Genomic DNA, 18,416 nt, shown 5'->3' with positions numbered 1-18,416 from the left:
CCCTATTGCCAGGTGGCGGCCGCCCGGCGCAGCCGGTCGTTGATCGCCCGCCCGACCCCCTCGTCGGGCACCGGCTCGGCGACGATCTCGGTCACGCCGGCCGCGTCGAGCCGGTGCAGCGCGTCGAAGAGCCGCGCGGCGGCGGCCGTCAGGTCACCCGCCGGCGACAGCACCTCCACCGCCGCCCAGTCGCCGTCCGCCGGCGGCTCCCGGAAGGCCAGGAACCCCCGCCGGCCGCCGTCGCACGCGTCCGCCGCACCCAACCGCAACGGGGTACGCGGGGCGTAGTGCGCGGCCAGCGTCCCGGGCGCGACCGGCTGACCGGAGCTGCCCTGGCGGACCTCGACCGGTCCGACGGCCTCGACCAGCGCCTCGACCGGTAGCGCGCCCAACCGCAGCACCACCGGCCGCTCGCCCCGGGCGTCCACGATCGTCGACTCGATGCCGCAGCGGGTGGGCCCGCCGTCGAGCACCACGTCCACCGCGCCGCCCAGCCCGGCCACCACGTGCTCGGCCCGGGTGGGGCTGAGCTGGCCGAACCGGTTGGCGCTCGGCGCGGCCACCGGTATGCCGGCGGCGGCGATCAGCGCGCGGGCAGCCGGCTCGTCGGGCACCCGGACGGCCATCGTGTCCAGGCCGGACGTGACGATCGGCGGAATCGTCGCCGGCCGGTCCACGATCAGCGTGAGCGGGCCCGGCCAGAACCGCCGCACCAGCGCGGCCACGGCCGGCGGCACGGCGCCGACCAGCGCGGGCAGGTCGGCGGCGTCGGCCAGGTGGCTGATCAGCGGGTCGAAGCTGGGCCGCGCCTTCGCCTCGAAGATCCGCGCCGCGGCCCGGGCGTCGAGTGCGTTCGCGCCCAGCCCGTAGACCGTCTCGGTGGGGAACGCGACCAGCCCGCCGGCGCGTAGGACGGCGGCGGCCTCGTCGATGCCGCTGCCGGCCGGCAGGACACGCGGGGATCCGTTGCTCACGCTGCGACGCTAGCCTGCCCCGCTCCCCGTCCCGTCCCGGCCCCGCCGCACTGCGGCGATCATGAAGTTGGCCGCACGTTTCGCCCGTTTCACCGCCGCCAACTTCATGATCATCGCGGTCCTGACGCAGGCGGGGGTCAGTCGGCGGGGTGGTCCGGGTCGGGGAGGGTGGGTGCGTCGGTGGGGTAGAGGCCGGCGGCGAAGCCGTAGACCTGGTCACCGGCGCGGGGGATCTGGGCGAACCGTCGGGCCAGCGCCTGCACCTCCGCCCAGAACTCCCGCACGTCCTCGATCGGGATGCGCGCGTGCACCAGCGTGCACCGCAGCTCGTCGGCGGCGTGCGCGGCGGCGGCCTCCGCCGCGGCCTCGGCCAGCCCGTTGATCCGGGCGACGACCTGCTTGTCCTCGGGCCGGTTGAGCACGCCGACGTAGAACGTGCGCGCGACCCGGCCGTAGAAGCGTTCCTCGATGGCCCGGACCCGGCGGGTACGCACCACCCGCAGCAGCCCGGCGTCGACGAGCTGGTTCACGTGGTAGGCCACGCTGCTCTTCGGCCGGTCCACGGCGCTGGCCAGCTCGTTGACCGTGGCCGCGCGCTCCAGCAGCAGCTCCAGCAGGGTGCCGCGCAGGGGGTCGGCGAGCGCACGCAACTGCTCGGGCGCGGTGACCACGAGCAGGTCGTCGAGGTCGTAGTCCGGGACCCGCTTATTGACCGACATTTCTCGACCGTTCTAATATTCTGGTTCGTTCGATGATTCCGGTCCGACAATCGGGAGTCTAGAGATGGCCGAGATCCTCCTCTTCCACCACCTGCAAGGGCTCACCGACGGCGTACGCGCCCTCGCCGGCGCCCTCGGCGCCGGCGGGCACACCGTGCACCTCCCCGACCTCTTCGACGGCGAGCGTCCGGCCAGCGTCGAGGAGGGCTCGGCGCTGGTCAAGCGCATCGGGAGGGACGTCCTCGACCAGCGTGCCGACCGGATCGCGGCGGACCTGCGCCCCGACCTGATCCACGCCGGCGTCTCCTGGGGCGCCGCCATCGCCCAACGGCTCGCCCAGACCCGGCCCGGCGCACGGGCCGCCCTGCTCTACGAAGCCTGCCTGCCGGTCACCGGCGAATGGGCGATCGGCCCCTGGCCCGACGGCGTGGCGGTGCAGGTGCACGGCATGGAGCGGGACCCGTTCTTCGGGCTCGAGGGTGACGTCGATGCCGCCCGCGAACTGGTCTCGATCGTCGGCCCGGACCGGGGAGAGCTGTTCGTCTACCCCGGTGACCGACACCTGTTCACCGACAGCTCGCTGCCGTCGTACGACGCGGAGGCGACCGCGCTGGTGGTGACCCGCAGCCGCGACCTCCTCGACCGGTTGGGCTGACCAACGGAACTCAGCGCCCCTTCGCCAGCGCCTCCACCTCGGCGAAGCTCGCCACCCGGTCACACTCGTCGTCGGTCAGCCTGTTGATCAGCGCCTTGGCCGCCTGAGCCTGCGGAGTGGTGGGCAACGCGCCCGCGACCAGCTCCGGCAGCGCCAGCTCGTAGCCCACACGCGCCCGGGGGGAGTACCGCTCCCGGGCGCGTACCACCGCGGTCGCCACCCGTACCGCATGCTCATTGCCGGGCGTCACGTGCGGACGGTCGGCCTCCCGCGCCCCGAACCGCATCCGGTGGTGGAACTCGCACTGCTCGCAGGTCACCGGCCCGCCGGTCAACCGGGCTCCGCAGGCGGGACATGTCAGTCGGTCGAGCGCACCGTCCACCGTCCGCCAGTCGTACGCCGCAGGATCGTCCACGACCAGCCAGGCCAGCTCGGTCTCCTCCGGGGACCCGGGAGCCACGTCCAGCTCGCGCATCAGCAGCTCCCAGGCACCACGGATCTCCCTCTCCAGCCCCGCCACGGTGCCGGCCAGCAGCGGACTTCGCCAGACGGGCACGGACGTTACCTGTACTGCGCGATCTGGATCAGGTTGCCGCACGTGTCGTCGAAGACAGCGGTCACCACCGGCCCCATGTCCACCGGCTCCTGCGTGAACAGCACACCGAGCTGTCGCAGCCGCTCGTGCTCGGCCGCCACGTCGTCCACCGCGAACTGGGTGAACGGGATGCCGTCGGCCGCCAGGGCCTCCTTGAACGCCTTGGCGGCCGGGTGGGCCTCCGGCTCCAGCAGCAGCTCGACCCCGTCGGGAGCGTCCGGCGAGACGACGGTCAACCAGCGGTGCTCGCCGGTCGGCACGTCCGTCTTCTTCACGAAGCCCAGCACGTCGGTGTAGAAGCGCAGAGCCTTCTCCTGGTCGTCGACGTACACGCTGGTCAGGTTGATTCTCATGGGGTCTCCCGGGTGGGTTCGGGTCGGAGCCACCGCTCGGTGATGGCACGCAGCGGCCGGGTGTCGAGGTGGTGGAACTTGTACCGGCCCTGCCGGCGCGTGACGATCAGGCCGGCGGCCTCCAGCACGTCGAGGTGCTGGGAGATCGCCTGCCGGGACGAGCCGACCTGGTGCCGGGTGGCCAACCGGCCGCAGATCTCGAACAGCGTCTGACCGTCGCGCTCGGTCAGCTCGTCGAGGATCAGGCGGCGGGTGGGATCGGCCAGCGCCTGGTACAGGTCGCCCACGCCGCCCATCATAGGCAAGTGCTGGCTTGCCTATCAAGCACCGGAACGGGCGCACCCCGGCCAACTTCGGGCACCCGGGACGGATTCGTCGCCGGTAATATCGTCTGTTTGATCTACAACGGGGAGAACACATGCGAGGGAAGATCCCGGCCGGCGTCCTCATGGCGCTGGCCCTGCTGATCCCGGCGGCACCGGCCATGGCACAAACGCCGTCACCCGGGCCGAACGAGGCCTGCCAGACGGTCGACCGCAAGGTGTACAAGGACGTCCGCACGATGGTCACCATCGACCTGGCCACCGCCACCACCACCCAGGTAAGGCTGCTGGCCAATCAGATCCTGGCCGAGGCGAACCGCGAGTCGCTGCCCGTGCTGCCCAATGCCATCCAGGAGCGACTGAACGGCACCGCCGACGATCTCCGCGCATTCCTCCGGACGGACCTGGAGAACGCCTGGTCGACGGCGCTGCGGGTGTCGGTGGCCCAGACGCTGACGAACGCCGGCCCCAACGTGCAGGCCGCCGCGCAGAAGGTGCTGGACGCGCCGTCCATCGACGCCTACCTGGCCTACCTGAACGACGGCCGGTACGCCGCGCGAGCGCTCGACTGCGCGTCCCAGTCCTCGCCGACGCCCACGCCCACGTCGCAGCCCACGCCCACGTCGCGGCCCGGCGCGACTCCCAGCGCCACCACTACCGAGGCCCCGACCGCTGCGCCCTCCGCCAGCACGGACGCCCCCGGCGGTTCGGGCGGCGGGCTGCCGCTGACCGGTGCCGACACCGCGACCGTGGTCACCATCGGCGCTGTGCTTCTGCTGCTCGGCGGCGCGGGCTACCTGATCGGACGCCGACGCCGTTCCCGCTTCGTGGCATAGCTGACGCCGATGCGCCCGGCTCGACATCTCGTCGGGCCGGGCGCATCGCCTGTGGAGGAAGGACCCCCGCCCACCACACCGGCACGTCAGGACTTCTTATGGCGTCCTGGAACTAGCGGGGAACGGCGCAGTACGTGAGCGTGCAGTAGAGCTGGACGCTGTTGCCGCCGACCTGACCTTCGGCGTAGAAGTCGTTGTTCGGGTACTGGTTCGCGAGGTAGATCGGCCCGGCGTACTGGGTGTACTGGCCCGCATCCTCCTTGGATCCGTACGTCACCCCGCCGCCGGCGGGCACCCTGACGAGCGTCGCCCTGGTGTATCGCGTCGTGCCGGTGGTGTTGAACGTCACCGCACACATGGTGTTGCTGTTCCGGTGCTTCGAAACCACGAGACGGCCGTTGAGGAATTCGTGCGCCTCGATGCGAACGTACTCCGAGCCGCCACAGATTTCCGGGCCGGTCGCCGCGTGCGCCGGGGTTGCAATCCCTCCGACGAGGAGAACCGTGGCAAGAGCGGTGGTGGCCCCACCGGCGATTTTCACATTTTTCATGGCGAGGATTATAGGCACGACCCCTGTCGATCTGGGTAGCGTCGAGGTGGCGGCCGGCGTCCCGGGGTGGGACCGGCCGCACGTGCGCCCCGACGTCGGGCCACAGCCCCCCCTTGGCCAGGTAAACAAGACCGAACAAGATGCGCTCCGACCGTGCATACAACTCGGGATGAGCTTCGCCGCACCTGACGGTAAACACGCTGAGGGCAGGCGTTCAAAAAAAGAAGTCCCGGTCGTTTCGAGCATTCGGGCTCAGCCCAATCTCGGCATGCTCGGCTTCCGGGCCACTTCCTCACAATGTCGCGCATCTACTCCCCAATCTGGCGCTCCTGGACGTCGTACCGGCCCGATACCGGGCGGCGGTGTGGCTGAGCGCCGGTCTTCCCGGGCTTCTCGCTCTACGCGATGAGCAAGACCGCCCTGATCGGCCTGACCAAGGCACTCGGCCGCGAACTCGGCGGCAGGGCGATCACCGTGAATCTGGTAAACCCAGGAGCCACGGACACCGAACTGAACCCGGCCGACGGCCCCAACGCCGACACGATCAACGGGTTCACCGCCCTCGGCCACTACGCGAAGCCAGCCGACGTAGCCGCTGCGGTGGCGTTCCTCGCCAGCCCGGGCGGGCGTTACATCACCGGGGCAACAGTCAACGTCGACGGAGGCTTCACCATCTGATTCATCGGCTCACGGCCGGGCTGTCCACCCTTGCGCACGGCTACGGCCCGTTCCTTCAGCTGGAGCGGGCCGTACTTTTGCCACCTACGGGCACGTCCTGCCGGCGCGGGCTCGTCAGGCTGCCTCGGCCATCGACCGGGTTCTCGGTGAGAAGGAGTCGGCGTGACCGCTTGGCTGCACTCGGGACCGTCCGCGGATGTCGCCTGCCGCCGCGCGCTGGCCGATCAATCCGGCACGGGCGCGGCTGGATTGCTCGGCCAGTGGTCGATGATCTCATCACATTCAAGCGGGTCGGGGATATTCAAGCTTGTAGGCAGTACATATACATAGGTTGGCTTAATTAGCCAGGAAGGCGGAGAAGACGCCGCTACGCAGGCTACCCGCGCTTCGATATCAGCCGTAGCAACCGTTCGCACAACGGCCGGATCCTTGAAAAGCAGTGTCGTTTGACCATCTGCTTGATTCAGCACATAAGCAACAGCTGGATAACTGCGGCCTTTGAGTAGGACAGCCTGCGACGGGAGCCACATTCCAGCGCCGAAAATAAATATTAAAGCGACGGCCCAGAAAGCAACGACAGGGCCAGCCGAGACTGCGAGGTATACTCGCCGCGCGAGTCCAGGTCGTCGCGGCGTTCTCCGCTTCTTCCGGGGCTCGCGTCGCGCCGATGCTGCTTGAACTCCTGCGACGCGAGTGCGCGAACCATGCGCCCTGATTAGTCGGGCTATCATCGGCACGATACCGATGATTGCGAATCCAACTGGAAGCAGGAGTGCGCTTACGCTTAGAATCGTCAGCATCGCCCAGGCTTTGATTGCCAGTGGATGCCGCTCGTCGCTCCGCCCCAGCCATTCCACTGCCATCCACGATGCCGCCATGAAGATTATGGGCAGCGTCACGAGGTACGTACCAAGGATCAGTGCTTGAATACTGAGCGTCGAGGCCAGGGATTTAAGCACAACGTCATCGCCCCCTGACACCACATACAGCCTGAGCGCCGCTAGCGCGATGGGCACAATAGTTATGATCAGGCCAGCTTGCGCGGCTCGGTGCTCGGACCAGCGAAAACCTGCCGGATTGCCCGGACGCGACGCGGCCCGCTGGGTTAGGTTGCCCTCGTCCATGTTTGTCGATTATTGCAGCTCATGTCTCGCGAGACATCTGTGGTAGCGCCTGAGCTTCCATCGTTACCGTGCTCTTTGCCGCCAGCGAATGCTCCCCTCCGGCGCCATCCCGTCTGCCGCCGACCCACACACCGTGGAGCAGGCCAGGGCCAGGGCGACAAAGGTGGAGCGCCCCACCGGACGAGTCTCAATGACAGTTGTCAAGCGCGGGCGCCGGCGGCCGAGGGCGGCCTGGGGATTAGAAGAAGATCGCGGAAGGGCTGGTCGAGTGACTGCGCACCTGGTCAGATGGCGTCGGCGTCAGCAGGTGGCCTTGGCTGTACGGATGGCTGTACAGCTACAGGCCGGAGTCCTCGCCTCGCAGCACTTGGACAGCGGCCACGACGTCCGTGACGGTGCGGTCGGGCGGGGTGAGTTCCGATGGCCAGTCCTTCCCTCGGCTGACGCACCATAGGAGCGTCCCACAGGGTGGCAAGCCCTGCCGCGCGGCCACCCTCGACATCAAGCACAGGGCTGTCACCGATCGCCCAGCCCCCGCCCCGCAGATCGAGGCCGCACTCACGGGTCGCTGCCTCGAAGATCTCGCGTGCTGGCTTCCGGATGCCCAAATCCCCGGACACTGCCCAGGCATCGACGCACTGGTCCAGCCCGGTACGCCTGATTTTCCCTAGCTGGTTGTCGGCCTGGCCGTTGGTCACGATCGCGACCGTCCAGCCCTCGTCGCGCAGTAGTCTCAGCGACGCCCGCACTTCTTGAGGACATCTCACCAGTTCCGGCATCCGATGTCGGTACTGCCTCCATGCTTCATCCACCGAGGCTGCCAGGCCGAAACGCTCGGTCACCTCGCCGAAGAACCAGTCGCGGGGCACGGCCCCGTCCTGATCCGTAGCGATCAGCCAGGCCAACGCGTCGTCCGGCAGTTCGCGATCGGCGCAGAACTCGACCGCCCAACGTCGGAATGCCTCCGAACGGTCCACGAGCGTGTTGTCGAGATCGAAGAGCGCCAACCGCTGCATGGTCAACAACCGTACCGGGCGGGTGAAGCCGCTGGGGTGCCCTACCAGCGCATCGCGGAGTTGACCGGCTACTCCCGCTCAGCGATCAGCCGCTGGGGCCAGCCCACCAACGGTGGTCACGAGGTGACAGCCACATAGAGAAGCGGGGCCACGTCCGCTGCAACGAACGTGACCCCGTGACCGATTCGAAGGAGTCGTCGGAGACTACGACCGAGGTTCTCAAGTGGATCCCCTGCCGGTCGTGTCGTGCCGGGCCATGGGAGGTGGCCGTCCCTGACGACATCCAGGTCGAAGGTCCCCGGTCCTGGCAGGGACTATTCACCTGGACCGGGGAGGGCTGTCACCAGCGGGACGAGGTGCTCAGCTGCGTGAACGCCGATCGGCACGGGCTCGCCGCCACACGGATGAGCCGCTTGGCTGTACTCGGGACTGAGATCAACCGAGAAAAGTGCTGGTGGAGCCCAGGGGACTCGAACCCCTAACCCCTGCCTTGCAAAGGCAGTGCTCTGCCAGTTGAGCTAGGGCCCCGGGACGGCGCTCAGCGCAGGTCGGGAGCGGTGGTCGCCTCGTGCCACAGGGCGCGCTCGTCGTTCGACGCCTTGACCTTCTTGGCCACGACGGCGGCCACCCCGACGATGCCGGCCAGGATCAGGAGCTTCTTGAACATGGGATTGACCCCTTGCGCTCGACTACCGTCGGACGATGTGCGGTGGGGCTAGCTGGAATCGAACCAGCGACCTCAGAGTTATCAGCTCTGCGCTCTAACCGACTGAGCTATAGCCCCGCGTGGCGACGAGCAAGGTTAACCCATGCCCGCCAGCGCGCCCAAATCGGGGGGCCCGTGGCGGAAGCACCCGCGCCGTCCCGAACCTACCCGGACGCGCGACGCCGGGGCGACCGCTTTACGCGGTGCCCCGGCGTCGTCGAGTCAGTCCCGCTCGGCGAGCGTCAGCTCGATCCCGCCGACCAGGTCGGCGCAGACGTTGTAGACGAACGCGCTCAGCGTGGCCAGCGCGGTGAACAGCACCACGTTCACCAGGCCGATCAGTGCGGACGTGAGAATCACGCCCTTCGCGGTGATGCGGAACCCGCCGCCGCCCGAACCGCCGCCGGCGTTCACCAGGTCGGTCAGGCTGTCGTTGACGCTCTTGAACACACCCATCGCGTCGAGCGCGAGGTAGAGCACCGACGTGGCCACCACCACCACGATGAAGAGCACCACCGAAACCGCGAAGGCGAACTTCATCACGGACCACGGGTCGATGCGCTTCAGGTTCAGCCGGGCCCGGCGCGGCCCGCGCGAAGCGGCCGAACCGACCGAGGTACGCGCGGCGCGTACCGCCTCACCCACGCGCGCGGCGCCGACCGCCGCCGCGCCGCTGATGCCCGGCGGCAGGCCGCCCCCGTTGGCGGGACGCCCCGGGTTGCCGCCGGCCGGACCGGTGGCCTCTGGTGCCCCCTTCGGGGCGGTGCCCAGGCCGGCGCCGATGCGCGGCTGCGTGCCGGTGGTGCCGGTGGAGGCCCGGGCGGTCGCTGTCGGCCTGGCCGGCGGTGTGCTCGTGGCGGGTTTCGGCGCGCCGAGAGCCGCGAAGCCCTCGGCCGACGTCGGCGCGTCGACCTTGGTCTCGGTCGAGTCGCGGGATTCCGAACCGTCGGTCGGCTTGTCGGGAGGCGGAGCCATGCCGGGGGCCCGGGTGAACTTCGGGGCAGGCGCGTCGGCGGGGACCGTGGCCCGACCCACGGCCGCGCGGCCGGTCGCTGGTGTGCCGCCCTGCGCGGCCTCCTCGTCGACCGGGGTGGCCGAGGTCCCCTTGTTCCCCGACTTCGCCTGTGTCTCCGTCATCAACTAGTCCTGTTCGTCAGGCTCGTCGGCATTGCGAGCAATCGCCACGATAGTCACGCCGTCCGGGAGGTCCATCAGCTTGACCCCCATTGTGTTCCGGTCACGCGTACGGCGTACAGGCTTCACCGGAGTCCGGATGACGCCGCCGTTGCTCGTGATGGCGAACAACTCGTCCTCCGGATCGATCACGACCGCGCCGACCAGACCACCGCGTCGCTCGGTGATCTTCGCAGTCAGCACGCCCTTACCTCCCCGGCCCTGGACCGGGTATTCCTCGATCGGGGTACGTTTCGCGAACCCCCCGTTCGTCGCCACCAGCACGTCCAGGCCCTCCCGGACGACCTCGACGGCGAGCAGCTCGTCCTCACCGCTGAAGCGCATGCCGATCACCCCCGAGGTGGCCCGGCCCATCGGACGCAGCGCCTCGTCGGTGGCGTTGAAGCGGATCGCCTGCGCGTTCTTGGAAACCAGCAACAGGTCGTCCTCCGGCGCCACCAGCACCGCACCGACCAGCTCGTCCTCATCGCGCAGGTTGACCGCGATGATGCCGCCGGAACGGTTGGAGTCGAACTCCTCGAGCCGCGTCTTCTTCACCAGGCCGTTCTTCGTGGCCAGTACCAGGTAGGGCGCCACCTGGTAGTTCGGGATTTCGATGATCTGCGCGATCTGCTCGTCCGGTTGGAACGCGAGCAGGTTGGCCACGTGCTGGCCCTTGGCCACCCTACTGGCCTCAGGAAGCTCGTACGCCTTCGCCCGGTAGACCCGACCCTTGTTCGTGAAGAACAGGATCCAGTCGTGGGTAGAGCATACGAAGAAGTGGCTCACGATGTCGTCCTGCCGGAGCGTCGCCCCGCTCACGCCCTTGCCGCCACGCCGCTGCGACCGGTACAGGTCGACCTTGGTCCGCTTCGCGTACCCGGTGCGGGTGATCGTCACGACCACGTCCTCGCGGGCGATGAGGTCCTCCATCGAGACCTCGCCGTCGAACGGCACGATCTTGGTGCGCCGCTCGTCGCCCCACTTCGCGACGATCTCGCCCAGCTCGTCGGAGACGATCTTCCGCTGCCGCTCCGGCTTCGCCAGGATGTCCTTGAGGTCGGCGATCTCCACCTCGAGCTTGGCCAGGTCGTCCAGGATCCGCTGCCGCTCCAGCGCGGCCAGCCGGCGCAGCTGCATGTCCAGGATCGCGGTCGCCTGGACCTCGTCGATCTCCAGCAGCCGGATCAGTCCCTGTCGGGCGTCCTCCACCGTCGGCGAACGCCGGATCAGCGCGATCACCTCGTCCAGCGCGTCCAGGGCCTTGCTCAGGCCGCGCAGGATGTGCGCCCGCTCCTCCGCCTTGCGCAGCCGGAACGCGGTCCGCCGGCGGATCACCTCGATCTGGTGCTCGACGTAGTAGCGGATGAACTGCGCCAGGTTCAGCGTGCGCGGCACGCCGTCGACCAGCGCCAGCATGTTGGCGCCGAACGTCTCCTGGAGCTGGGTGTGCTTGTAGAGGTTGTTCAGCACCACCTTGGCGACCGCGTCGCGCTTGAGCACCAGCACGATCCGCATGCCGGTACGCCCGGAGGACTCGTCCCGGATGTCGGCGATGCCGGCGAGCTTGCCCTCCTTGATCAGCTCGGCGATCCGCTCGGCGAGGTTGTCCGGGTTGACCTGGTAGGGCAGCTCGCTGACCACGAGCGCCGGCCGGCCCCGCTTGTCCTCCTCCACCTCGACCACGGCGCGCATCCGGATCGAGCCGCGCCCGGTCCGGTACGCGTCCTGGATGGCCTGCTGGCCGACGATCAGGCCGTAGGTCGGGAAGTCCGGGCCCTTGACGATCTCCAGCAGCGCTTCCAGCGTGGTCGCCTCGTCGGCCTCCGGGTGCTCCAGGCACCACTGCACCGCCGCGCCGATCTCCCGCAGGTTGTGCGGCGGGATCTTGGTGGCCATGCCGACCGCGATGCCCTCGGAGCCGTTGATCAGCAGGTTCGGGATCCGCGACGGCAGGATGGTGGGCTCCTTGGCCCGGCCGTCGTAGTTGTCCTGGAGGTCGACGGTGTCCTCGTCGATGTCCCGCAGCATCTCCATGGCCAGCGGGTCGAGCTTGCACTCGGTGTTGTGGCTGACGAAGCCGTCAGAGATGAAGGAGTGGTCGTCGGTGTCGACCCGAATGCTGTAGACCGGACGCATACCCGAATCGGTGACCTCGGTCACTTCGGCGTAGTAGAACCGGCCGTCGACCAACGGCTCGACCACGTCGAGGATTCCCGGCTCGGTGATCCGGGCCGCGATCTCGTCGCGATCCCGCTCCCACCGCTCGACCCGGTCCACGTTGTGCCGGCGCAGCCAGTCGCGTTCGGTCCACCGCGTGGCGCCGTGCTCCCGGATGAAGTCGCCGACGAACGGCACCATGTCGCCGGAGAGCGCCGTGCTGCTCGCCGGCACCTGGGCCAGCTCGGACTCCAGCTTGGCCTGCTTGCGGCCGAGGAAGCCGACGTGAGCGGCGAAGATCCGGGCGTCCCGGCGGTTGGTGACCACGACCTTGATCTCGCCGTCCTCGTACCGGCACTGCCGGCTGATGACGCCGAACTCCAGCAGGAGCTGCTGCACCTCGCGGGCCAGGCGCTCGCTGCGGGTGGAGTACGAGACCTGGATGGTGTGGCGCGGCAGTAGCGACGACGAACCGTCGCCCTCGAACAGCGCCTGGAGGAAGGCCCGTTTGACCGCCGCCGTTCCGCGCCAGACGAACTCCGGTACGAACTTGGCGGCGCTGCGCGCCCCGGTCAGTTCACCGAGCACGCTCGCCCGAAGCGCGGAAAGGTTCTGCACGTCGAGTTCGTGCAGCGTGCTGCCGGACGCGATGACCCGCTCGGAAACATACCGGGGGCCGCCGACCGCGAGATCGTAGGCGGCGAGGACCCGGACGAAGAACTCCCGATCCACGTTGTTGAAGCCGGCCCGGCCCTCGGACACCCAGCCCTCGGACACGAACGCGCCGGCGAGGACGGCCGCCTCGACGTGCTCCAGCATCGGGTGGCCGATCTCGTCCGGCACGGTGCGCTGGAGGACCACGCGGTCACCGGGGGAAACCTCGGCGAGCAGCTTCCACAGCAGGGTCGGCACGCCGGCCACGTTCACCAGGCAGAGCACCGGGTGGTTGTGGGTGCCGGTCAGCTCGTACCCCTCGCGGGTGCGCAGCCGCAGCGTGGGGTGCTCACCGGAGTGGAAGAACTTCGAGGCGCGAACCAGGTCGCCGTTGCGATCGCGGACCTTGAGCTCAATGTCGGTCTCGCTGCTCGGCGCGACACCAGGGACGATGTCGCCGATCCGAACACTGCCCTCGACGGTGCGAATACGGACATCTGCGGTAAGGCAGTAGCGCATCGCGGCGGCCGGGTCGTTTCCGGGCGAACCGAAGTTGCCGTTGCCGTCGACAAGCGGGTAGCGCAGCGACCAGGGCTGCGCCATCCGGACCAGCGCGTCGTAGATGGCCGAGTCGCCGTGCGGGTGGAACTGGCCCATCACGTCGCCGACGACGCGCGAGCACTTCACGTAGCCGCGGTCCGGCCGGTAGCCGGAGTCGAACATGGCGTAAAGGATCTTGCGGTGGACCGGCTTGAGCCCGTCCCGCACGTCCGGCAGGGCGCGCCCGACGATGACGCTCATCGCGTAGTCGAGGTACGAGCGCTGCATCTCGACCTCGAGGCCGACCGGCTCGATGCGGTCGTGCTGGACGACCGCGGCCAGTGTCTCCGGGGCCTCCGGCTCGTTCGGGGTGGACTCGGGAAGATCGGTCACTGTTAACCCTTATCAGACTCAGAGTCGTGATCTAGCTGTGGATAACGGCTGTGGAAAGCGGCCAGGCTGTGGATAACTCTGTGGACTGCCGGGCCGGTCGGTGGATCCTCCGGCCGGCCCGGGCACGCGTCCGTCAGATGTCCAGGAACCGCACGTCCTTGGCGTTGCGCTGGATGAACGACCGGCGCGCCTCGACGTCTTCACCCATCAGGACGCTGAACAGCTCGTCCGCGGTGGCGGCGTCGTCGAGCGTGACCTGGCGCAGCGTACGGGTGGCCGGGTTCATCGTGGTCTCCCACAGCTCCGGGTAGTTCATCTCGCCGAGGCCCTTGAACCGCTGGATGTCGTCCGGCTTGGCGTTGGCCTTCTTCTGCTGGCGCAGCGCGATGAGCCCGTCCCGCTCCCGGTCGGAGTACGCGTACTGGGCGTCGTCGCCCTTCTTGTTCCACTTGATCTTGTAGAGCGGCGGGGCGGCCAGGTAGACGTGGCCCAGCTCGACGAGCGGTCGCATGAAGCGGAACAGCAGGGTGAGCAGCAGCGTCTGGATGTGCTGGCCGTCGACGTCGGCGTCGGCCATCAGCACCACCTTGTGGTACCGCAGCTTCTCCATGTCGAAGTCGTCGTGGATGCCGGTGCCGAGCGCGGTGATCAGCGCCTGCACCTCGTTGTTCTTCAGCACCCGGTCGATCCGGGCCTTCTCCACGTTCAGGATCTTGCCGCGGATCGGCAGGATCGCCTGGGTACGCGGGTCACGCCCCTGCTTGGCCGAGCCGCCGGCCGAGTCGCCCTCGACGATGAAGACCTCGGACTCGCGCGGATCGGTGGACTGGCAGTCGGCCAGCTTGCCCGGCATCGAGCCGGACTCCAGCAGCGACTTGCGCCGGGCCAGCTTGCGCGCCTGCTGCGCGGCGATGCGGGCCCGGGCGGCCTGGGACGCCTTGGTGATGATGATCTTCGCCTCGGCGGGGTTGCGGTCGAACCAGTCGACAAGCGACTCGTTGCAGACCCGCTGGACGAAGCCCTTCACCGGGGTGTTGCCCAGCTTGGTCTTGGTCTGCCCCTCGAACTGCGGGTCGGTCAGCTTGACCGAGATGATCGCGGCCAGACCCTCGCGGATGTCCTCACCGGAGAGCCGCTCGTCGCCCTTGAGCAGCTTCTTCTCCGCGCCGTAGCGGTTGACCACGCTGGTCAACGCGGCCCGGAAGCCCTCCTCGTGGGTGCCGCCCTCGTGGGTGTTGATGTTGTTGGCGAAGGTGTAGACCGACTCGCCGTACGACTCGTTCCACTGCATGGCGATCTCGGCCGACATGCCGGTCTCCTCGGCCCCGAACTCGACCACCGTCTTGTGGATCGGGCTCTTCGAGGCGTTGAGGTGCCGGACGAAGTCGGCGATGCCGCCGTCGTAGTGGAACGTGACCTCGCGGGGCTTGCCCTCCTCGTCCTCCGGCACCCGCTCGTCCAGCAGGTGGATGGTGAGGCCGCGGGTGAGGAAGGCCATCTCCTGGAGGCGCCGGTAGATGGTGTGGAAGTCGAAGTCGACGGTCTCGAAGACGTCCGGGTCGGGCCAGAAGGAGACCGCGGAGCCGGTCCGGTCGGTCGGCTCCCCCTTCTCCAGCGGCGTCGGCTTCGACTGGTTGTAGCGCTGCCGCCAGACGAAGCCGTCCTTGTGGATCTCCACGGCCATCCGGGTGGAGAGCGCGTTGACCACCGAGACGCCGACACCGTGCAGGCCGCCGGAGACCGCGTACGCCTTGCCGTCGAACTTGCCGCCCGCGTGCAGCACGGTCAGCGCGACCTCGACGCCCGGCTTCTTCAGCTTGGGGTGCATGTCGACCGGGAAGCCCCGGCCGTTGTCGGTGACCCGGACGCCCCCGTCGGCCAGCAGCACCACGTCGATGGTGTCGCAGTAGCCGGCCATGGCCTCGTCCACCGCGTTGTCGACGACCTCCCACACCAGGTGGTGCAGACCGCGCTCGCCGGTGGACCCGATGTACATACCGGGCCGCTTCCGGACCGCTTCCAGGCCCTCCAGCACGGTGATGGACTCGGCGCCGTACTTCTTGTTGTCCTCCGCTGCCACGCTCGGCCACTTTCTCGCACCGGCCGCGCGTGGGCGCGGGGCGCGGGTTCGGCGGACAGGACGCGACGTCGGCGTGCCCGGGCCGCTCCCGGGATCACCAGGTAACGGATCGGGTACGCCGGGCGCCGCGGTTGCCCGCGGATCGCGATCGGCTCGGACCCGATGCGGCACAATGATCAAGGGCCCTGGGGGCCCATGTCGATCGCTCCGTGCCGGGTCTTTCGTCTCGCCTCCAATCTTACTGTGCGCAGCCGACCAAACCGCCACTCGGCACCCCTGGAGAGGCGGCTGAGAATGCCGTAGCCGGACGAACCTCGCTGCCCGCGACTCCCCCTACACGCCACCGGCACCCGCCGTGCCATCGGCCACCGCGACCGGTCCGGGCCGCCGGGCCGGTAACCGGCGGTTCGCGGGCCGGGGGTCGCGGCGGAACGCGACGTGCCGTACCTTTTGCGGCGCCGCCGTTGCGGTATTGATCTTTCGCGCCCGGACCGGGGACCATCGCCTGGGATGGTCCGACAGACACTTGGTGAGAGGTGACGCCAGATGGGGCTGGACAACGTCGCGGTGCACTGGCCGCGTACCGGCCGCTTCTACGATCCGGTCGCGCCGGCTGAGTTCGTGGACTTCGGCGAAATCGTGGACATGCCACGCATCTCCGCCCCGACCGCCGCGCTCGCCGAGTTGATCGCGAAGACCGGCACGGTGCGGGCGACCGCGTACACCGAACTGGTCGACCTGATCCTCGGGCTGGAGAATGTGCTCTACGCCACGGAGAACGCGGCCGAGGACGAGGACCCGGTGATCGACCCGGACGGCTGCGCCTGGATCGCCGAGGGCGTGGAGAAGTTCATCGCCCGGCACCGGCCGTACGGCGAGGCGGTCACGTTCGAGTCGGTCAGCGAGGTGCTGCGCGCGCTGCTCGGCGACGGGCGGCTGGCCGAGCAGCAGCTCCGCTGGCTGGAGAGCCGGCTCGACAAGCTGCGCGACGACAGCAGCGATCCGCCGCAGTGGAACTTCACCTGCGCCGAGCTGAGCGTGCTGGCCGCGTTCTACCGGCGCTGCGCGGAGCGGGGCTTCGCGGTCTACGCCGACGTGTAGCAGCCGCTCAGGGTCAGCCGTAGGTGTCCCGGGGGCCACGGCCGCGTACCCGCCGGGGGCCGCGCGACCAGGACGGCGCGGCCGGGCCGTGGATGTGCAGCTTGCGCACCACGTTGTGGCCGACCTCGCTGGCGATCTGCTTGAGCAGCGAGCCGGCCAGCAGCCGCAACTGGGTGGCCCAGGCCGTCGAGCGGGCCTCCACGGTCAGCTCGCCGTTCTCCAGCTTCACCGGGCGGCTGTGCTGGGCGACCTCCGCGCCGACCACCTTCTCCCACGCGCCGAAGACGGTCGCCTCGGCCGCCGGCTGCTGCCAGCCGCGCGCCTTGACCAGCTTGTCGAGCACCGCGCCGAGCGGCTGCGGGTCACGCGGATCCGGGCCGGGCCCGGAGTAGCCGCGCAGCCGCTTCTCACCGTCGCCACGGACCGCGCTGCGTCGTCGGGGGCCGGCCGCGGCCTGGCGCCGGGCCTTCGCCGCGTCCAGCACCGCCCGGGCCAACTCCGGCCCGGCCGCGCCCTCCGTCGCCGCCGCGCCCGGATCGCCGTCCGCCGGCTTCCCGGGGGTACGCGCGGCGGGCCCACCCCGGCCAGACGTTCCCCCGTCTCGCCCCGGCCCCAGTCGGGCCGGCGGGAGCCGGACCTCGTCGTCATCCGGCACGTCGCACCGTCCCCTCGCCAACCGTGTAACGGGCACCGAGCAGCGTCACCGGCACGTCGTCGTCCACCGCACAGGTGACCAGAAGCTGGCTGGCGCCGCCGACCAGCTCGGCCAGGCGTTCCCGCCGGCCGGTGTCCAGCTCGGCGAAGACGTCGTCGAGCACCAGCACCGGCTCGATCCCGTCGGCGCGCAGCAGGTCGTACCCGGCCAGCCGCAGCGCCAGCGCGTAGGACCAGGACTCGCCGTGGCTGGCGTACCCCTTGACCGGCAACGGGCCCAGGGTGAGGGCCAGGTCGTCACGGTGCGGACCGACCAGCGTGGTGCCGCGTTCGATCTCGGCGGCGCGGCCCGCGGCGAGCGCGGCGGTCAGCGCCTCGGCCAGCGCCGGCCGGTCGGCGGCCGGTTCGGGCAGGACGACCGACGGCCGGTAGGTGATCCCGGCCGCACCCCGGCCGGCCGCCACCGCGTCGTACGCCTTGGCCACGTGCGGGGTGAGCGCGGCGACCAGTTCCAGCCGGCCGGCGAGCAGGTCGGCCCCGTGCTGCGCGAGGTGGGCGTCCCAGACGGTGAGCGTGGACAGGTCACCGCCACGGGAGCCGCCGGTCTTGCGGGCCAGGTACGCGGAACGCAGCAGCGCGTTGCGCTGCTTCACCACCCGCTCGTAGTCGGCGCGGACACCGGCGTAGCGGGGTTGGCGGCTGACCAGCAGGTCGTCCAGGTAGCGGCGGCGTTCGCCCGGGTCCCCGCGGACGAGTTCCAGGTCCTCCGGCGCGAAGAGCACCAGCCGGAGCGCGCCGAGCACGTCCCGGGCGCGGCGGGCCGGGGAACGGCCGAGCCGGGCCCGGTTCGCCTTGCCCGGCACGATCTCCAGCTCGACGAGCAGTTCCCGGCCGTCGTGCACCACCGCGCACCGGATCACCGCCGAGGTGGCGCCCATCCGGACCAGCGGGGCGTCCGTGGCGACCCGGTGCGAGTCCAGGGTCGCCACGTAGCCCAACGCCTCGACCAGGTTGGTCTTGCCGACGCCGTTGGCGCCGACGAGCACGCTCGGACCCGGCTCCAGGTCGACGCCGACCCGCTCGTACGAGCGGAAGTCGACCAGTTCGAGCCGGCGGACGTACACAGGCTGTG

Annotated in this window: 17 protein-coding genes, 2 tRNA genes and 1 pseudogene; 4 read left to right on the top strand and 16 right to left on the bottom strand. The window is 69.6% G+C overall.

Features of this window, described 5'->3' with window-relative positions:
• Positions 1–2: 2 nt before the first annotated feature.
• Together ACLQ2W_RS02180 and ACLQ2W_RS02175 are read right to left on the bottom strand one after the other, a co-directional pair.
• Positions 3–950 (bottom strand): L-threonylcarbamoyladenylate synthase, encoded by a 948-nt coding sequence (locus tag ACLQ2W_RS02180; protein WP_425785990.1) that lies wholly within the window; start codon positions 948–950, stop codon positions 3–5.
• Positions 951–1,111: 161 nt separating this feature from the next.
• On the bottom strand, positions 1,112–1,693 hold the full coding sequence (locus tag ACLQ2W_RS02175) for a helix-turn-helix domain-containing protein (protein ID WP_425785029.1): 582 nt from the start codon (positions 1,691–1,693) through the stop codon (positions 1,112–1,114).
• A gap of 64 nt (positions 1,694–1,757) precedes the next feature.
• Here ACLQ2W_RS02175 and ACLQ2W_RS02170 point away from each other — a divergent pair, with 64 nt between their 5' ends.
• The gene (locus ACLQ2W_RS02170) at positions 1,758–2,348 is read left to right on the top strand and encodes a dienelactone hydrolase family protein (RefSeq protein WP_425785028.1); all 591 of its coding nucleotides are present in this window, start codon (positions 1,758–1,760) and stop codon (positions 2,346–2,348) included.
• Between the two features lie 10 nt (positions 2,349–2,358).
• On the opposite strand, the gene ACLQ2W_RS02165 is transcribed toward ACLQ2W_RS02170, so the two are convergent.
• Genes ACLQ2W_RS02165 through ACLQ2W_RS02155 form a run of 3 tightly spaced genes read right to left on the bottom strand, consistent with a single transcriptional unit; the run spans position 2,359 to position 3,595 of the window.
• Positions 2,359–2,904: a hypothetical protein gene (locus ACLQ2W_RS02165; protein WP_425785027.1), complete on the bottom strand. Its 546-nt coding sequence runs from the start codon at positions 2,902–2,904 to the stop codon at positions 2,359–2,361.
• Between the two features lie 5 nt (positions 2,905–2,909).
• The gene (locus tag ACLQ2W_RS02160; RefSeq protein WP_425785026.1) at positions 2,910–3,296 is read right to left on the bottom strand and encodes a VOC family protein; all 387 of its coding nucleotides are present in this window, start codon (positions 3,294–3,296) and stop codon (positions 2,910–2,912) included.
• Positions 3,293–3,595: an ArsR/SmtB family transcription factor gene (locus tag ACLQ2W_RS02155; RefSeq protein ID WP_425785025.1), complete on the bottom strand. Its 303-nt coding sequence runs from the start codon at positions 3,593–3,595 to the stop codon at positions 3,293–3,295. The genes ACLQ2W_RS02160 and ACLQ2W_RS02155 overlap by 4 nt, the downstream gene beginning before the upstream one ends.
• 119 nt (positions 3,596–3,714) lie before the next feature.
• Here ACLQ2W_RS02155 and ACLQ2W_RS02150 point away from each other — a divergent pair, with 119 nt between their 5' ends.
• A complete protein-coding gene (locus tag ACLQ2W_RS02150) occupies positions 3,715–4,455 on the top strand; it encodes an LPXTG cell wall anchor domain-containing protein (RefSeq protein ID WP_425785024.1) in 741 nt (246 codons plus the stop codon).
• A gap of 112 nt (positions 4,456–4,567) precedes the next feature.
• Here ACLQ2W_RS02150 and ACLQ2W_RS02145 read toward each other — a convergent pair whose 3' ends face one another.
• Complete coding sequence (locus ACLQ2W_RS02145; RefSeq protein WP_425785023.1) at positions 4,568–5,005, bottom strand: hypothetical protein; 438 nt, start codon at positions 5,003–5,005, stop codon at positions 4,568–4,570.
• 384 nt (positions 5,006–5,389) lie between these two features.
• On the opposite strand from ACLQ2W_RS02145, the pseudogene ACLQ2W_RS02140 reads away from it, so the two are divergent.
• Positions 5,390–5,683, top strand: a pseudogene (locus ACLQ2W_RS02140) (SDR family NAD(P)-dependent oxidoreductase); the annotation flags it as partial.
• Positions 5,684–5,907: 224 nt separating this feature from the next.
• On the opposite strand, the gene ACLQ2W_RS02135 reads toward ACLQ2W_RS02140, so the two are convergent.
• The 8 genes from ACLQ2W_RS02135 to gyrB all read right to left on the bottom strand — a co-directional run bounded on the left by ACLQ2W_RS02135 (position 5,908) and on the right by gyrB (position 15,529).
• Positions 5,908–6,807: a hypothetical protein gene (locus tag ACLQ2W_RS02135; protein WP_425785022.1), complete on the bottom strand. Its 900-nt coding sequence runs from the start codon at positions 6,805–6,807 to the stop codon at positions 5,908–5,910.
• Between the two features lie 284 nt (positions 6,808–7,091).
• On the bottom strand, positions 7,092–7,823 hold the full coding sequence (locus ACLQ2W_RS02130; RefSeq protein ID WP_425785021.1) for an HAD family hydrolase: 732 nt from the start codon (positions 7,821–7,823) through the stop codon (positions 7,092–7,094).
• A 452-nt stretch (positions 7,824–8,275) separates the two neighbouring features.
• Positions 8,276–8,351 (bottom strand) — tRNA-Ala (locus ACLQ2W_RS02125).
• Positions 8,352–8,361: 10 nt separating this feature from the next.
• Entirely contained in the window at positions 8,362–8,490 is a 129-nt protein-coding gene (locus ACLQ2W_RS02120; protein ID WP_013283222.1) for a DLW-39 family protein, read from the bottom strand.
• 43 nt (positions 8,491–8,533) lie between these two features.
• Positions 8,534–8,607, bottom strand: a tRNA-Ile gene (locus tag ACLQ2W_RS02115).
• Between the two features lie 144 nt (positions 8,608–8,751).
• Positions 8,752–9,666: a DUF3566 domain-containing protein gene (locus ACLQ2W_RS02110; RefSeq protein ID WP_405091795.1), complete on the bottom strand. Its 915-nt coding sequence runs from the start codon at positions 9,664–9,666 to the stop codon at positions 8,752–8,754.
• 3 nt (positions 9,667–9,669) lie between these two features.
• On the bottom strand, positions 9,670–13,449 hold the full coding sequence (gene gyrA, locus ACLQ2W_RS02105; RefSeq protein ID WP_425785020.1) for an intein-containing DNA gyrase subunit A: 3,780 nt from the start codon (positions 13,447–13,449) through the stop codon (positions 9,670–9,672).
• Between the two features lie 133 nt (positions 13,450–13,582).
• Complete coding sequence (gyrB, locus tag ACLQ2W_RS02100; RefSeq protein WP_425785019.1) at positions 13,583–15,529, bottom strand: DNA topoisomerase (ATP-hydrolyzing) subunit B; 1,947 nt, start codon at positions 15,527–15,529, stop codon at positions 13,583–13,585.
• Positions 15,530–16,075: 546 nt separating this feature from the next.
• Between gyrB and ACLQ2W_RS02095 the strand changes: the two genes are divergently transcribed.
• Positions 16,076–16,630 (top strand): hypothetical protein, encoded by a 555-nt coding sequence (locus ACLQ2W_RS02095; RefSeq protein WP_425785018.1) that lies wholly within the window; start codon positions 16,076–16,078, stop codon positions 16,628–16,630.
• Positions 16,631–16,643: 13 nt separating this feature from the next.
• Here ACLQ2W_RS02095 and ACLQ2W_RS02090 read toward each other — a convergent pair whose 3' ends face one another.
• A complete protein-coding gene (locus ACLQ2W_RS02090; RefSeq protein WP_425785017.1) occupies positions 16,644–17,285 on the bottom strand; it encodes a DUF721 domain-containing protein in 642 nt (213 codons plus the stop codon).
• Positions 17,275–18,408, bottom strand: a complete 1,134-nt coding sequence (recF, locus tag ACLQ2W_RS02085; RefSeq protein WP_425785016.1) for a DNA replication/repair protein RecF — start codon at positions 18,406–18,408, stop codon at positions 17,275–17,277. The genes ACLQ2W_RS02090 and recF overlap by 11 nt, the downstream gene beginning before the upstream one ends.
• Positions 18,409–18,416: the final 8 nt, after the last annotated feature.

Origin of the sequence: Micromonospora sp. DT227 (genome assembly GCF_049841835.1) — a bacterium.
Lineage (GTDB): Bacteria > Actinomycetota > Actinomycetes > Mycobacteriales > Micromonosporaceae > Micromonospora.
This window is presented reverse-complemented; position numbering and strand designations above follow the sequence as displayed.